The organism is Vibrio sp. Isolate32 (assembly GCF_022397955.1).
Classification (GTDB): Bacteria; Pseudomonadota; Gammaproteobacteria; order Enterobacterales; family Vibrionaceae; genus Vibrio.
This window is the reverse complement of the sequence record NZ_JAKEUQ010000003.1, coordinates 282,560-296,719: the sequence shown is the minus strand read 5'-3', so window position 1 is coordinate 296,719 and position 14,160 is coordinate 282,560. Positions and strand designations below refer to the sequence as shown.

The following is a 14,160-nucleotide window of genomic DNA, read 5'->3' as shown; positions in this document are numbered from 1 at the left end:
TGCTTCTGTTTTATCAAGGGGAAACAATAATGAAAATAACGTCGCTGTCTCTGACCTTCTTAGCTCTAAGCTTGTCTGCAAATGCATTCGCCGATCCTTTAGTGATTGCTCATCGCGGCGCTTCTGGTTATTTACCCGAACACACATTACCCGCCAAAGCACTCGCTTACGCAATGAAACCCAACTACATCGAACAAGATGTCGTGATGACCAAAGACGACCAATTGGTGGTTTTGCATGATCATTATCTAGATCGAGTTACCGATGTCGCGGATCGCTTTCCAACACGCGCGCGTGCAGATGGGCGCTACTACGCGATTGATTTTACGCTTGCTGAGATCAAATCATTAAAAGTGACTGAAGGTTTCAATCTTGATGAGCAAGGTAACAAAGTCGCAGGTTACCCAACACGCTTCCCAATGTGGCAGTCTGATTTCCGAGTACCAACGTTTGCAGAAGAAATCGAAATGATCCAAGGTTTGAATAAGACCCTTGGTTATGACGTTGGTATCTACCCAGAAATCAAAGCACCTTGGTTCCACCTTCATGAAGGAAAAGACATTTCTAAAGCAGTACTGTCTACCTTGCATCAATATGGTTACTTATCTAAAGATGATAAGGTTTACCTACAGTGTTTCGATGCGAACGAACTAAAACGTATAAACGACGAACTTATGCCTGCGATGGAAATGGACCTCAAGCTGGTTCAGCTGATGGCTTACACGGACTGGAATGAAACCATGACTTACAAAGGCGACGTAGCGACGCCTTATAGTTATGATTGGATGTTCGAGAAAGGCGGTATGGAAAAAGTGGCGACTTATGCTGACGGTATTGGTCCTTGGAAACCTATGCTGGTGGACGATGCATCAACCAAAGGCAACATCATCATTAAGCCATTGATGAAGTCAGCGAAAGACGCAGGCTTAGATGTTCACCCATATACATTCCGCGCTGATCCAGGCCGAATTCCAGGTTATGTCGATAACTTCGATGGGATGTTGGATGTGTTTTATAACCAAGTGAAAGTCGACGGTGTGTTTACCGACTTCCCAGATAAAGCGGTAGCCTTCTTAAACCGCTAATTGGTTAATCCACAATAAATTACAAAGAGTTAAAAGCACTGCCTGAAGGTGTTTTTAGCTCTTTTTTTGATCTAACAATCCTGCATTAAATCTACTCTGTTAGCACACACTTTAATCGTTACTTGGTTTACACCATTTACACTCCTTGATAGGTTACTCGCAATACAGTCAGTTCCTCAATATCTAGCGTTTCTGGCTGAAATAAATATTGAAAATGGACACATTATGGAAGAAAGAAGCAAAGCTTATCTGGACAGCTATCTCAATACACTGTCGGCTGAAGTTGCCAAACAATACACCTCATTCAGTGCAGACTATTTCTGTGCGGATGAATACAACGCTAATCTATGCGCGCAGCTCATACTGAAAGGTGAAAAACAAGCCTCGTGCAGCATGGAATACTGGTACAGCCATGAAGGCGAAACCATGCCCGTTGTTGGACATTTACAGGTGGTCACTGATTGGAACGGTGATCCTGTCTGTATTGTTGAACTTACATCGGTTTCATTGTGCCCATATAACCAGGTGACGGCTGAGTTTGCTGCCGCTGAAGGCGAGGGGGATAAAACGTTGGCATGGTGGCGAGAAGCGCACTGGAACTTTTTCTCTCGTGAATGTGAAGAGTTAAAGATCACACCAAGCGAAGGCATGATGCTGGTGCTTGAGCGTTTCAAAGTCGTCCATCAATAATTGGTTTAAATTATACAAAGTGTCACAAGTTGAATGAATCTTAACCCTTGGCACTTAACGCTCAAAAATAGCAAAGCAATAGAACAAGGAGTGTGCAGTGAAAATTGCGATATTGGATGATTATCAAAATGCAGTAAAAAGCCTCGAGTGTTACCGAAAGTTGGAAGAGCATGACGTAACCGTATTCACCGAGACCTATCCAGAAAATGAACTAGTGTTGAAGCTGTACGACTTTGAGGCGCTTGTGCTCATCCGCGAGCGTACCGAAATCACTGAGTCGCTGCTATCTAAACTGCCAAACCTAAGAGTGATTAGCCAAACCGGAAAAGTCAGTAATCACATCGATCCACAACTGTGTGAGCGTTTCGGTGTAAAAGTGTTAGAAGGACGAGGTTCACCTGTCGCGCCCTCTGAGCTCTGTTGGGGATTGATTATGGCGGCATCTCGTCACATTCCTACTTACGCTTCAAACCTTAAACGTAACCAATGGCAAAGTTCAGGCGTACTCGGTTTAGGCAGAACGCTAAGGGGGCTAAAGCTTGGTATTTGGGGTTATGGAAAAATCGGGCGCTTCATCGCGCAATACGCCAAAGCGTTCGGAATGGAAGTTATGGTGTGGGGTAGCCAGAACTCGCGAGACCAAGCACAAGCCGATGGATTCGAGGTGGCAGCAACTAAACAGGAATTTTTCGAGCGTGTTGACGTACTCTCATTACACCTCCGTTTAAACAGTGTCACTAAAGGCTGTGTTACTGCAGATGATCTTGGCTTAATGAAACCTGACTCGCTATTCGTGAATATCAGCCGTGCGGAGTTAGTCGAGCCTAATGCGTTATTTAATGAACTCACCAAGGTACCAAGCAAACGAGCAGCAATTGATGTGTTTGATATTGAACCTGCGACGCCGAATAACGAACCTCTGTTATCTCTACCAAACGTGACTGCAACGCCGCATTTGGGCTACGTTGAACAAAATAGTTACGAACTCTACTTTGATATCGCTTTTGATAACATTCTGGCCTATCAAAAAGTTGGCATATAGAGCTAGAATCTGCCCAAACAAAAAAAAGGTAGAGAAAGTATGAACTTAACAGTCAGACAAGTCGTAGTAAGCGATGCTCAAGGCATAATTGAGGTATTGAATCCAATTATCACTGAAGCGCGTTACACTATCTTGGATAAGACGTTTACGGTCGAAGAAGAAAAGGCATTTATTGACTCGTTTCCAGAGCGAGGTGTATTCAGTGTTGCTGTCAATGAAACGACTGGTGACCTGCTTGGTTTTCAAAACGTAGAGCCGTTTGCCTCATATACGAAAGCCTTTGACCACTTGGGTATTATTGGGACTTATGTTGACGCAAACAGCCGTGGGCAAGGCGTTGCAAAACAGTTATTTGAACATACATTCGAAGTCGCAAAAGTCAAAGGCTATGAAAAGCTTTTTGCTTATGTTAGAGCGGACAATGAACGAGCATTGGCGGCTTACCTCAAACAAGGCTTTGAAACTGTCGGGATTGCAAAGAAACACGCCAAGATAGGTGAGCAGTACTTTGACGAGATTCTTATCGAGAAATTCTTATAAGTACTGTAAAACATTTGGAACATCATCGATGCGGGAGGCATGATGAACAAAGGTACAAAATCAACGGCTGCAACCAAGCTGACCAAAACAGTCTTATTTGATTGGGGCAACACCTTAATGATCGACTTCCCAGACGCGCAAGGGAAAATGTGTGACTGGGAAACCGTAAAAGGAGTGAGTGGAGCACAAGCTTTACTCGCTGAGATGTCCAAGCATCACAACATCTACATCGCTACTAATGCGGCCGACTCAAGCAAAACTGACATCATCCGCGCGTTTGAGCGAGTTGGCCTGTCGAAATACATTGATGGTTACTTCTGTAAGGCGAGTATTGGCTTATCTAAATACGAACCGGGCTTCTATCCTGCGATCATCTCGCAACTCGGGATAAAGCCACAAGAGATCACCATGATTGGCGATACCCTAGAAAAAGATATCTACCCAGCGCTAGAAGCTGGCTTACAGGCTGTTTGGCTCAACACAGAAGGCGATATTGCAGATACAATCTTACCTATTGTTGAGGTTCAAAACCTAATCGGACTACTGGAGTTATGCAATGGATGATCATTCAGAGATTTGGCGTCAGTATTATCAAAAAGCCTTAGATAAACCTCATTCAAAAAGAACCGAATTCGCTATGAAGCTGAACGAGTCAGGCTTAAATGTCGCGATTGACTGCGGATGTGGTACAGGAAGTGACATTGCGTTTTTAGAGCAGCAAGGCCACCAAGTTTATGGCTTCGACGTTAATCCTGACGCAATATCGATATGTCGAGACAGGTTTGCTCAAAAGGCGTTGGTCGAGGTGTCTCAAAGCACATTTGAAGATTATGACTACCCAAGAGCCGGACTTGTCATTGCCAATTCAAGCCTATTTTTTGCAGATCCGAATCAGTTCGATCAGACGTGGCAGCGAATCACCGATAGCATTGAAATCGGTGGTGTATTCGCGGGCGATTTCATGGGGGTAGACGACAGTTGGGCTTATGGTTACCGAACGTCCACAACGCCTCTCACAAAAGCAAAAGTGCTGAGTTTATTCGATGCGTTTGAAGTTACCCGTTTTCACGAGCGAGACGAACAAGCGCTTACGTCATTAGGCAAGATGAAGCATTGGCATACTTACTCTGTTGTGGCGATTAAGCGACGTTCAACCTAGTAACGTTAAACTAAAATTTTCTGTGCGTTCATTTTGAAAGCAACCTCTCATTTGTTGTCTAATTAATACTCTAGGCTAAGCCTATATTTCTAACAGAAGGGCTAGGTTATGAGTATCGAACGTCATGGAATATCGGTTGGAATTGAGCGTGTTAGAGGCGAAACCATCATCGTGTCCAAAGCGAAAGGCAAATTAACGCACGACGACTATCAAGCAATGATACCGATCTTAAAAACCACCATAAAAGAGATCGATTCATCAGCATTAAAGATGATGGTCGATATCTCAACGCTGACGGGGTGGGAATTGCGTGCCGCATGGGATGATTTCAAACTCGGTTTAGAGCTCAACTCCAAGATAGACAAGATCGCTATTTGTGGTGATAAAAGTTGGCAAGAACTGGCATCAAAAGTGGGAAGCTGGTTTGTGTCTGGGGACATCAAATCATTCGAAGATCACGGCTCTGCCATTGAGTGGCTTGTTGATTAGTTTCATCACATCTTATTTCAAATGACAGCCAGCGGTAAGCGTTCACCTTTAACGAACCGCGTTGAAGGCTGTCATTCATCGACTTCCAATATCATTTATTAAGTAATTCAATAGAATATCCTGAGTGCCGCAGGTAACATACCGCCCATGCGATATCGTCGCTTTAATTAGAATAATAAGCACAATAACAAGGTCTATTAACATGAATAAGGTAATTGATAAGCTCGCTTGGATATTTATTCAAGATGGCAAGCTGCTGATGGTAAGATCAAAAGGCAAAGAACTGTTTTACTTACCGGGCGGAAAACGCGAAGCGGTTGAAAGTGATGAGCAAGCATTGCTTCGTGAAATCAAAGAAGAGATTTCAGTCGATTTAGTAGCGGATTCAATCAAATACGTTGAGACGTTTACTGGCCAAGCTGATGGCAAAGCGGAAGGCGTCTCTGTGCAACTAACTTGTTACGCTGCTGACTACACGGGCGAACTATCACCAGACGCTGAGATCGAAGAACTTAAGTTTGTCGATGGCAATGACAGAGAAGTATGTTCATTGGCGGCACTGGTCGCGCTAGATTGGTTAGAAGAGAATCAGTACTTGTCGTAACGACGAGTTCAGCTCCCCCACAGATCACAATTATGAAAAGCTTGAAGGGCGACTTCCTTTCATTAAAAGGTCGAGTTTTCTTTGAGCCTTTTTCGTATCTTCCAGATCCACCACCTCAATCATCTCACACTCATCCCTGACCATCTCATTGATTAGGCTAGGGTAATGTCGGCAATCCTCTGGGCGGTCTAAGTAAATACTGCAGGTGTATTTGGCTTGAGCGTTCGTGTTTTTGTTCGGGACAAGTTCGAGAAACGGGCAACGAGCTAAACGTTCACCGGATTGAGGATCGAACCAAATCTCACCACCGCGAACATATTCAAAGATGTCCGGGTTGAACAGTTCCCACAAATCAATCTCTTTTTGAGTGGCGGCGAGGTCGCCATCTCCATATTTGATGCAGCATTTTCCGCATTGATTACAATCTTTCATTCTTGGCTTCTTCGTTGGCTGACACTTTTAATGTTACCACTGATACGCGTGGCACGTTGATTTTGTTGTCCAGAGCTTAGAAATAGCGCGAGGCGCAAACAACCATTGGCAAAGTGAACCGACGCACCACCATAAACAGTGATACAATTTGGCTTCATAAGTGATTAATACAAAGGCTCCAAATGAGAACGATCTACACCACTGAAGGCGACATTAACGCAAAGAAACAGAAAGACGCTTATCCAAAACTGGCGTTATGTGAAAACTGTGTGCGCGACTATGTGGTGATTGAACAAGGAGAGCGCACTTACAAGCCTTGTGCTAAATGTGGTGCCGACGATTAATGCGCCTTGATAAATACCTTTGTAAAAGCAAAGACCTCACTAAGTCACAAGCCATTGAAAGCATTCATCATGGTGAGGTTAGTGTAAACAGTGAAGTCGTGCTCGATGAATCTACTCAAGTACACGAAAGTAACACCATCTTGCTGAATGGTGACGCATTAACGCTACGCGCGTTTCGTTATATCTTGATGCACAAGCCAGCAGGCACCATCTGTTCCAATATCGACGAAGTGTATCCATCTCTTTTCAATTATTTAGAGTTAGATAAAGCGTCTGAACTGCACATCGCAGGGCGTTTAGATGCTGATACCACAGGATTAGTGTTAATCACCGATGATGGTCGTTGGTCTTTCAACATCACATTGCCCACGAAGTCGTGTAAAAAGGTGTATCGCGTGACATTGTCACGCGATGTTAAAGACGATGTCGCTGATAAGTTCAAAGCAGGGGTTCCGCTGCAAGGTGAGAAGAACCTTACTCGCCCGGCAGAACTAGAAGTAATTAGCCCAAAAGAAGTGCTCTTAACCATCACCGAGGGTAAGTTTCATCAAGTTAAGCGAATGTTTGCTGCTGTTGGTAACCGAGTGGTTGGGCTACATAGAGAACAAATAGGCAATGTCCGTTTAGATGTTGAAGAAGGCCACTGGCGTTACCTCACTGAAGATGAAGTTAACTCCTTCGGCCAGTAACCTAAAACAAACTTAAGCATAATGCACAAAGCTCAGCGATACTTCTGGGCTTCAAAACAGAAGGAATTGTTTGTCATGGGAAACCTCAAAGTCACTGAAATAAAATCGTTTGTGCCCGCAAAAGATTTCGACCTATCTAAGCGATTTTATCAAGCTCTGGGGGTTGAGCTCATGTCTGAGTTCCATGATATCGCTTATTTTCGTCACGGTGATTATGCATTCCTTTTACAAGATTTTTATGAATCTGCGCACTGTCACAATTACATGATGCACTTGCTCGTAGAGGACGTAAAAAGTTGGTATCAGCACGTACAAAACTCTAATGTAATGGCGGAATTTGAAGTAACCGTTACCGAGGTTGTTGAGCAACCTTGGGGAATGCTTGAGTTTTGTATCACTGACCCAAGTGGCGTGTTATGGCGCGTTGCCGAGAACATAAGGCCGCGTAACTCTTAACTTGTTTTGAGACCAATGAAACGCTTCAAATTATCCATATGTCGCTTTATTTATGCCGTTCTTCGGTAATTATCAAATAGGTTCAAACATGGATATAAAGGCAAAAATGCACAGCCAAGACGTTTATTACTGTAATGACGTTGCTCTGGTCGCAGAGCAAACGCAATGTTTAGAAGTGCTGTACGATTTCAACCACACTCGCCCGAGTGAAGGTAAAAAACGCCAACAAATCATGAAGCAACTGTTCGCAGAAGTCGGCGAGGGTTGTTACATAGAGCCGCCATTGCATGCTAACTGGGGGCGTCACACTCACTTAGGTAACAATGTATACGTAAACTTCAACCTAACGCTTGTTGACGACACTGACGTATTCATTGGTGATAACGTAATGATTGCACCTAACGTAACCATCGCGACAGGCACACATCCCATCAGCCCAGAACTCAGGCTCAAAGCCGCCCAGTTCAATGTTCCTGTACGTATCTGCAACAACGTATGGCTTGGCGCACACACGGTTGTGTTACCGGGCGTTACCATAGGTGAAAACTCGGTAATTGGCGCTGGCAGCATAGTCACGAAAGACATCCCAGCCAATGTGGTTGCTGTTGGTAACCCTTGCAAAGTAGTGAGAGAAATCAACGAGCGCGACCGAGAGTACTACCATAAAGACTGCCGTATTCCAGAAGAGCTGAAGTAAGCTATCTTGACCAGATTCTTTATGTTGGGCGTTTGGTCATACTAGACAGAAAGATTCCGTACTTTCTATAACGCCAACTCTAGCTGTGATATAAGTCACTGTTATATTTTGGCTAGATTGCATATGAAGTGTGAACGGTAGAAACTAGACAGAAGAATTCTGCATTTGAATACAGAATTCTTCTGTTTAATAGAGCTGTTGCCTCAAGGAGGAAAAAATGGTGCAGGGATACAAAATCAGCACAGATAAATCGTATCTCGACTTGGAGGTGATATACGGTTTTATATCAGAGAGTTACTGGGCGTGTGGGATACCAAAGCATATCCTAGAAAAAGCAATTTCAAATTCCTTTTGTTTTGGTGTTTATGACAATCATGATTCTCAAGTAGGCTTCGCTCGCTTGATAACAGATAAAGCTACGTTTGCTTACCTTGCTGATGTATTCGTATTGGAGAATCACCGAGGAAGAGGTTTGAGTAAGTGGCTACTAGAAAACATAGTGTCTCACCGGGATCTTCAAGGTTTAAGGCGTATGGTATTAGCAACAAGAGATGCTCACGGTTTGTACGCACAATACGGTTTCCAACCAATTGAAAATCCAGAGATACTAATGCAGATTTGGCACCCAGATGTTTACCGTGAGTCATAGGCTTGGCAATTTTAGTTTGGATCGGGTTACGTGTTTACCATGTTCAATTTGGGTGTTGTTGTTGCGTGCCTCACATCATAACTAGGCGCCATATGTATTAGCGCGTATTTCTAAAAAGGCTTAAAAACAGATGGTTATCAACGACTATATAGAAAATACGGAGTTTACAGAGCTCCCTAATGGCCTGTTAGATATCAGTAAAATATCTGATGATATAGAGGGTATATGTAAGTTTGTTCAAGGGAATCTTATTCACTCGTATTGGTTAGAGCACTACGGTGTTGAGGCTGAACCGTTAAACAAGCTGACAGAAATGCAGACTCGGTATGCTAAAGATCTAGTCTCTTTAGCAATGTCGAAATCAGGCGAACCTTCTCACGTGTTCAAGAAACCTGGGCATAGAGTTATCAGTATTTGTAGAGACTTCTCACTACTGGTTTGCTCTATTTTGAGGTCAAAAGGAGTACCAGCTCGGCTAAGGAGTGGGTTTGCGACTTATTTAGCTCAAAACCATTTTGAAGATCACTGGGTGTGCGAGTTTTGGGACAAAGAGAAAGGATGGTTAGCCGTGGATGCTCAGTTAGACGACGTTCACCGCCAAGTCTTGCAGTTTGAATTTGATCCGTGTGATGTACCATCATCAAACTTTATCGTAGCAGGTAAGGCTTGGAAGTTATGTCGCGAAAACGTGGAGTCGGCTGACAATTTTGGTTTTCGAGATTTTAAAGGCTTAGCGTTTATCAAAGGGAGCCTAATTCGTGACTTATATGCATTATCAAAATTTGAAATGCATACGTGGGATACAGGGTGGGGGATACTGCCTAAATTCATAAGCCCTATTTCTGGAGAGCATGAATTAACTCTGCTCGATGAACTTGCCGATGTTAGTTGTTCTTCGGATAGCGCCAAAGCTCTTAAGTTAGTTGAGTTGTGCAATGAAATAAAGCTTCCAAGTGATTGGGATTGCTCTAAGTTTCCGACTTTAACGGAGCTCTATGCTTCACTTTAGCAATTGGATGCGTAAAACAAGAAAGTAGAAGTGGAGAGGTGGTAAGCACGGTTGTTTTCTATGCTGGTCCTGGCGGTGAAGACATCAAGCTTTTGGAATTGCTGAGTTCATAATCAAATGTCTAAGTCGACATTTACTTTTTGATTGCGTTATTAGGGCATGTTGATCTTTTGAGCTGATTTTTGCAGCAAACACTGCTCGAAGGGTTCGAGCTGGGCGCCCCCGCAAAAAGCGTTTTACTCTTTGTTGAGGGAGGTTTGCTTAGAATGACTAGGCTACTTCTCCCTCGCCGCGATTAAAACGCTTTTGACTAGGTGTCCCCATCCGAACGAAATTTAACCACGAAAGGTCAACGCACCCTAGACTCGAGCACAGTTTACTGGTGGTTAGTCAAGCTCGTATTAAAAACCTGACGGTTCATGATATTCGTATACGAAGATGTAAAATACAAGGGGAATTATGGAAGGTGTTTTAGTCGAAAAAGTTGATTTAGGTGAGATTGTACACTTGCTTTATTCCAATAAAGAGTGGGTGAAAAGCCCTTTAGTCATCATCTGTCATGGTTGGAACAATGATAAATATGAAGGTTCTAATCTCGTGTTAAATTTGGCTCTTCAGGGGTATTCAGTCATCTGTTTTGATTCAGATAGCCACGGTGAGAGGAATGATGGCAATGCTCAGAGCATGGATAGCCACTCGCGTTTTATTAAAAGGGTGACACAGGTTATCAAGCAGAACGCAAACGACATTGATACACTCATTAAACATTATCAAGAAGATATTCGGATTGACCCATCAAGAATAGCCCTTGTCGGCATTTCAATGGGGGCAATGTCTACATTCTATTCGCTGACTCAAAATAACCAGATTAAAGCTGCGGTGCCTATTCTTGGTTCTCCTGATTTCGTCGGTTTGGAGATGTTCGCCTTAGAAGCGGGTTCGGCGAGTAAGGTTCTTAGTGATGATGAGAAGCGAGCTATTCAGTACATGGCCGAGATCGATCCATATCTTCATCTTGTAAACAATGAAAGTAGGGCCATGTTGCTCATCAATGGTAGGAAAGATGACTGGGTTCCTTCCAATTTCGCTGAAAAATTTTATAAAAGCGTGAGGAGTAAATACGGTAACGCGAATACTGAAATTGAGTTCTATTTAGCTGATGAATCTCATTATTTTCCAAATGATATGCGTGACCATACGATAAGATGGTTAAATAAACATCTGTAATCTACCACGTATATCTGTAACGAAAAGATAGCTATGACGACAAGATAGCTAACAACTAACGCCATTCTGATTCATAAGGCTTGGTGCTTCTGTTTGGGGTGAAGGGTTCAGTTGAATGTTACAGAGGCGTATTTTATCCCTTGTGACCTAAAAGGAAATTGAAGTTTATGGATAAGTTTGGAATGCTTCAGGAACTTGGTGCAGGAGACTTTCAGCACCTAAACGGTTCGTTGGAAGCACACCTAAAAGGAACTGAAAAAGTTCTGATGGACTGGGGCAGTAGCGAATTACTGCAAATCGCAGGTCTATTCCATGCAGCTTATGGAACCGCAGGGTTCGATGAACATATGGTGTCATTAAGCCAGAGACAGGAAATAGCTCGAATTATTGGCAGTGATGAAGAAGCTTTAGTTTATCTGTATTGCTCGTGTGACCGAGACTATGTGTTTCCACAATTCGGCAAAGTACTAGAAATCCAATTTAAAGACCGATTTACCGATTCAATATTCAAACTTGAGGGGGCCAGGTTAAAGGCATTTTGTGAGTTGACTGTTGCGAATGAGCTTGAGCTTGTTTATAGCAACCAAAAATTCAAGCACACTTACGGCACCGAGTTATTCGAACTGTTTAATCGCATGGATAGTTTCCTAAGCCTCGAGGCTAGAAAAGCTTATCAATCTGCGTTGTCGAGCTTTGCATCACATCCCACTCTAGGAAAAATATGACGAAAGTAAAAGATACTGCAAGCTTAATAGGTGACACTTTTAACCCGTTTCCAGAGCCATACAAATCAATTCTGGGGGACTCTGAATGCAAGGGGCTGGGAGACCTATTTGGCTTAACCCAGTTTGGAGTGAACCTAGAGATACTTGAACCCAATGCGCAATCAGCTTTAAGGCATTGGCACACAAAATCCGACGAGTTCCTATATTTGCTTGAAGGTGAGCTGTGCTTAATCATGGACGGCGGTGAGCAAGTTATGAAGCGAGGAATGTGCGTTGGTTTTCCCGGTGGTGTCGAGAATGGGCATCATTTAGTAAACCGAAGTGACAAACAGGCAAAGTTTATTGTTATAGGTAGCCGCGTAGCAGGTGATAAAGCTCATTACCCGGACGACGATTTTAAGTGGGTAGAAGCAAGTTCTGGTAATTGGGTGGCATGCAGAAAGGACGGCACGCGCTATTAGCCTTTTTCATATTAGATAGGAAGGGAGTTTTGACATTCACAAGACAATTCGAATGCTTAGACCTTACATTTAGGCCAGTGGTCGTTGATGACGCTGTTTACTTGCTCAAATCTGTAGGTTCAGATTTGTTCCCTAAGTCGCTTCCTTTAGCAGACATCAAAACGCTCAAACAAGCACGAGAGTGGTGTTTAGAGCGTACTTTAGATTGGGAAGAGGGTAAGTGCTATGTTTGGAGTTGTCGTCATTTAAACGACTCCCAAGTTATTGGTCAGGTCACGCTACTACCTCTGGAAAATTGTCTTGCGTTAGCTTATTGGGTTAGCCCCAAATGTTGGGGTAAAGGCATTGCTACGCAAATGTGCAAAGCACTATTATCACAGGTACAGAGTTCCGGTTATCAAGGTGAAATTTGGGCTGGTGTTCACTCTTGGAATCACAAAAGCGCTTCGGTGTTGAAGAAGTTGGGCTTTCAAGAGATAACCTCTAGTAACGCAAATACTGTGGAGTACCGTTTAGCAATGGCTGAATATCAAGTTTAAGAGCTGTCAGGCGTATTATCACTTATTTATCAATGTTGCTGTTCATTGTGTCGCCAAGTGTCGGGTTCTTCATCAAACTCAGCTTTGATTATAAAAGAGTCACACTTTAAATGGTGTACGGGTGAGCATCAAATTAGTTCCTTCACTACTCATTCGGGCTTTAAATCGGAGTTTTGTTCTCAGTGCGGTAGCCCTGCACCCAACATTAGCTCTAGCGGTGACTCTTATTGGGTTCCAGCTGGTTTGTTGTGTGAGGCGGTACATACAAAAGTTGCCGCCCATGTTTATATTGGTTCTCACGCTAATTGGGACGTAGGTTTTATTAACGATGGAATTCCCCAATTTGAAACAATGCCAAGTGAACAAGATTGGTTAGCGCTAAGCAGGAAATAACTTCATAAAGGGATTTAATGACTGTTAAACAGTTTCATTAGAAGTGGATTCATCAAGCGGACTCTCTTCTTTTGTTCTACAAAGTCGTCCGAACTTAACCACCATGGTACCTACATCATCACCCATCTTATGAGTGTTCTTACCCAATAATGTGCATCACTACTCAGTTCAATATCCAGCTGCATGAGTCGTGCTTTGTATCTGCCCTATGAACCCACGGGGCGAGCTGTCAGTGTTTGAAGTTCCAAGGTAGCAGTGCATCAATATTTGGCTCTGCTTTCGCCAGTTCCTGCATGCGCTTGACTATGTAGTCTTACAAGGTAATATTTTTCACGTTAGTCAGCGCGGCTCCTGGTGAGTCCGCGCCCGAGCAGTACAGTCACATGTAACACTGCTTATTTTCTTTGAGGACATTGAGTGGCGTTTCATCCGCCTGAACCACCACTTGTTGAAGTAGGTGCTCTTTCAAGGCTGCATACAGCGGGGCGAACTTCTTACTGACTTGGATAATCCATCTCGCCATGGTGGTTCGTGAGAGTTCGATACCCGACTGGGTAAACAATGACTCTGGCGGTAAAGTGGCATCGCGTATTGATATTTGCCTAGGATGATGTTGGCCAACAAGCTTTCTGTGGCAAAGCTTTTAGGGATGATGCTTTGTGGCGCTGGCTTTTGAACGATGCGGCTGTTGTCTTCTGTTTTCTCGCAACGGCCGCAAGCATATTTAGGACGAACATATTCCAACACTTTAAGTACCAATGGCCAGAACTCCAGCTTTTCACTGCGGTCTTCACGTATGTGAGCGCGTATCGTTTGGCTTTCGATGTCGTGAACCGTGAGGTTGAGTTCTTCACCAAGACGCAACCCCATGCTGTGCAGAGTAAGAAAAAACACCTGATAACGTGCCTGTCGAGTGTAAGTAATCAGAGA

At 43.5% G+C, this 14,160-nt stretch carries 20 protein-coding genes and 1 pseudogene; 19 read left to right on the top strand and 2 right to left on the bottom strand.

Annotated features, from left to right (window positions below; all coding sequences use genetic code 11):
* Positions 1-29: 29 nt before the first annotated feature.
* The 8 genes from glpQ to L1D11_RS04035 all read left to right on the top strand — a co-directional run bounded on the left by glpQ (position 30) and on the right by L1D11_RS04035 (position 5,609).
* Positions 30-1,085: a glycerophosphodiester phosphodiesterase gene (gene glpQ / locus L1D11_RS04070; RefSeq protein ID WP_239832480.1), complete on the top strand. Its 1,056-nt coding sequence runs from the start codon at positions 30-32 to the stop codon at positions 1,083-1,085.
* Positions 1,086-1,310: 225 nt separating this feature from the next.
* Entirely contained in the window at positions 1,311-1,775 is a 465-nt protein-coding gene (locus L1D11_RS04065; protein WP_239832481.1) for an ASCH domain-containing protein, read from the top strand.
* A gap of 97 nt (positions 1,776-1,872) precedes the next feature.
* On the top strand, positions 1,873-2,817 hold the full coding sequence (locus L1D11_RS04060) for a D-2-hydroxyacid dehydrogenase family protein (RefSeq protein ID WP_239832482.1): 945 nt from the start codon (positions 1,873-1,875) through the stop codon (positions 2,815-2,817).
* A gap of 39 nt (positions 2,818-2,856) precedes the next feature.
* Entirely contained in the window at positions 2,857-3,357 is a 501-nt protein-coding gene (locus L1D11_RS04055) for a GNAT family N-acetyltransferase (RefSeq protein ID WP_239832483.1), read from the top strand.
* 42 nt (positions 3,358-3,399) lie between these two features.
* Entirely contained in the window at positions 3,400-3,921 is a 522-nt protein-coding gene (locus L1D11_RS04050; protein ID WP_239832484.1) for an HAD family hydrolase, read from the top strand.
* Positions 3,914-4,516, top strand: a complete 603-nt coding sequence (locus L1D11_RS04045; RefSeq protein ID WP_239832485.1) for a class I SAM-dependent methyltransferase — start codon at positions 3,914-3,916, stop codon at positions 4,514-4,516. Before L1D11_RS04050 ends, L1D11_RS04045 begins: the two co-directional genes overlap by 8 nt.
* Positions 4,517-4,624: 108 nt before the next feature.
* Positions 4,625-5,005, top strand: coding sequence for an STAS/SEC14 domain-containing protein (locus L1D11_RS04040; protein ID WP_239832486.1), 381 nt, complete (start codon positions 4,625-4,627; stop codon positions 5,003-5,005).
* 202 nt (positions 5,006-5,207) lie between these two features.
* Positions 5,208-5,609 (top strand): NUDIX domain-containing protein, encoded by a 402-nt coding sequence (locus L1D11_RS04035; RefSeq protein WP_239832487.1) that lies wholly within the window; start codon positions 5,208-5,210, stop codon positions 5,607-5,609.
* A gap of 30 nt (positions 5,610-5,639) precedes the next feature.
* Here the strand turns inward: L1D11_RS04035 and L1D11_RS04030 are convergent, their stop codons facing one another.
* Positions 5,640-6,041: a YkgJ family cysteine cluster protein gene (locus L1D11_RS04030; protein ID WP_239832488.1), complete on the bottom strand. Its 402-nt coding sequence runs from the start codon at positions 6,039-6,041 to the stop codon at positions 5,640-5,642.
* Positions 6,042-6,223: 182 nt separating this feature from the next.
* Between L1D11_RS04030 and L1D11_RS04025 the strand changes: the two genes are divergently transcribed.
* From L1D11_RS04025 to L1D11_RS03975, 11 genes are all read left to right on the top strand, one after another.
* Entirely contained in the window at positions 6,224-6,385 is a 162-nt protein-coding gene (locus tag L1D11_RS04025) for a hypothetical protein (RefSeq protein ID WP_008224207.1), read from the top strand.
* Positions 6,367-7,074 (top strand): pseudouridine synthase, encoded by a 708-nt coding sequence (locus L1D11_RS04020; protein WP_239832489.1) that lies wholly within the window; start codon positions 6,367-6,369, stop codon positions 7,072-7,074. Before L1D11_RS04025 ends, L1D11_RS04020 begins: the two co-directional genes overlap by 19 nt.
* Positions 7,075-7,149: 75 nt before the next feature.
* On the top strand, positions 7,150-7,530 hold the full coding sequence (locus L1D11_RS04015; RefSeq protein ID WP_239832490.1) for a VOC family protein: 381 nt from the start codon (positions 7,150-7,152) through the stop codon (positions 7,528-7,530).
* A gap of 88 nt (positions 7,531-7,618) precedes the next feature.
* Complete coding sequence (locus L1D11_RS04010) at positions 7,619-8,227, top strand: sugar O-acetyltransferase (protein ID WP_239832491.1); 609 nt, start codon at positions 7,619-7,621, stop codon at positions 8,225-8,227.
* Between the two features lie 220 nt (positions 8,228-8,447).
* On the top strand, positions 8,448-8,876 hold the full coding sequence (locus L1D11_RS04005; RefSeq protein WP_239832533.1) for a GNAT family N-acetyltransferase: 429 nt from the start codon (positions 8,448-8,450) through the stop codon (positions 8,874-8,876).
* A 130-nt stretch (positions 8,877-9,006) separates the two neighbouring features.
* On the top strand, positions 9,007-9,885 hold the full coding sequence (locus tag L1D11_RS04000) for a transglutaminase-like domain-containing protein (RefSeq protein ID WP_239832492.1): 879 nt from the start codon (positions 9,007-9,009) through the stop codon (positions 9,883-9,885).
* 459 nt (positions 9,886-10,344) lie between these two features.
* On the top strand, positions 10,345-11,112 hold the full coding sequence (locus tag L1D11_RS03995) for an alpha/beta fold hydrolase (protein ID WP_239832493.1): 768 nt from the start codon (positions 10,345-10,347) through the stop codon (positions 11,110-11,112).
* A gap of 167 nt (positions 11,113-11,279) precedes the next feature.
* A complete protein-coding gene (locus L1D11_RS03990) occupies positions 11,280-11,837 on the top strand; it encodes a DUF6817 domain-containing protein (RefSeq protein ID WP_239832494.1) in 558 nt (185 codons plus the stop codon).
* Positions 11,834-12,298 carry a cupin domain-containing protein gene (locus L1D11_RS03985; RefSeq protein WP_008217680.1) on the top strand — a complete coding sequence of 155 codons (465 nt, stop codon included), beginning with the start codon at positions 11,834-11,836 and terminating at the stop codon, positions 12,296-12,298. The genes L1D11_RS03990 and L1D11_RS03985 overlap by 4 nt, the downstream gene beginning before the upstream one ends.
* A 29-nt stretch (positions 12,299-12,327) precedes the next feature.
* Positions 12,328-12,837 carry a GNAT family N-acetyltransferase gene (locus tag L1D11_RS03980; protein WP_239832495.1) on the top strand — a complete coding sequence of 170 codons (510 nt, stop codon included), beginning with the start codon at positions 12,328-12,330 and terminating at the stop codon, positions 12,835-12,837.
* 3 nt (positions 12,838-12,840) lie between these two features.
* The gene (locus tag L1D11_RS03975) at positions 12,841-13,230 is read left to right on the top strand and encodes a GFA family protein (RefSeq protein WP_275665909.1); all 390 of its coding nucleotides are present in this window, start codon (positions 12,841-12,843) and stop codon (positions 13,228-13,230) included.
* Positions 13,231-13,546: 316 nt separating this feature from the next.
* On the opposite strand, the pseudogene L1D11_RS03970 reads toward L1D11_RS03975, so the two are convergent.
* Positions 13,547-14,028: pseudogene (locus L1D11_RS03970) on the bottom strand (transposase); the annotation flags it as partial.
* Positions 14,029-14,160: the final 132 nt, after the last annotated feature.

Coding starts and splice junctions, on each gene's coding strand:
- L1D11_RS04035 (WP_239832487.1), top strand. CDS start 5,208: ATGAATAAGGTAATTGATAAGCTCGCTTGGATATTTATTCAAGATGGC.
- L1D11_RS03995 (WP_239832493.1), top strand. CDS start 10,345: ATGGAAGGTGTTTTAGTCGAAAAAGTTGATTTAGGTGAGATTGTACAC.
- L1D11_RS04015 (WP_239832490.1), top strand. CDS start 7,150: ATGGGAAACCTCAAAGTCACTGAAATAAAATCGTTTGTGCCCGCAAAA.
- L1D11_RS03990 (WP_239832494.1), top strand. CDS start 11,280: ATGGATAAGTTTGGAATGCTTCAGGAACTTGGTGCAGGAGACTTTCAG.
- L1D11_RS04025 (WP_008224207.1), top strand. CDS start 6,224: ATGAGAACGATCTACACCACTGAAGGCGACATTAACGCAAAGAAACAG.
- L1D11_RS04055 (WP_239832483.1), top strand. CDS start 2,857: ATGAACTTAACAGTCAGACAAGTCGTAGTAAGCGATGCTCAAGGCATA.
- L1D11_RS04065 (WP_239832481.1), top strand. CDS start 1,311: ATGGAAGAAAGAAGCAAAGCTTATCTGGACAGCTATCTCAATACACTG.
- L1D11_RS04010 (WP_239832491.1), top strand. CDS start 7,619: ATGGATATAAAGGCAAAAATGCACAGCCAAGACGTTTATTACTGTAAT.
- glpQ (WP_239832480.1), top strand. CDS start 30: ATGAAAATAACGTCGCTGTCTCTGACCTTCTTAGCTCTAAGCTTGTCT.
- L1D11_RS04030 (WP_239832488.1), bottom strand. CDS start 6,041: ATGAAAGATTGTAATCAATGCGGAAAATGCTGCATCAAATATGGAGAT.
- L1D11_RS04020 (WP_239832489.1), top strand. CDS start 6,367: ATGTGGTGCCGACGATTAATGCGCCTTGATAAATACCTTTGTAAAAGC.
- L1D11_RS04040 (WP_239832486.1), top strand. CDS start 4,625: ATGAGTATCGAACGTCATGGAATATCGGTTGGAATTGAGCGTGTTAGA.
- L1D11_RS04050 (WP_239832484.1), top strand. CDS start 3,400: ATGAACAAAGGTACAAAATCAACGGCTGCAACCAAGCTGACCAAAACA.
- L1D11_RS03985 (WP_008217680.1), top strand. CDS start 11,834: ATGACGAAAGTAAAAGATACTGCAAGCTTAATAGGTGACACTTTTAAC.
- L1D11_RS04045 (WP_239832485.1), top strand. CDS start 3,914: ATGGATGATCATTCAGAGATTTGGCGTCAGTATTATCAAAAAGCCTTA.
- L1D11_RS04000 (WP_239832492.1), top strand. CDS start 9,007: ATGGTTATCAACGACTATATAGAAAATACGGAGTTTACAGAGCTCCCT.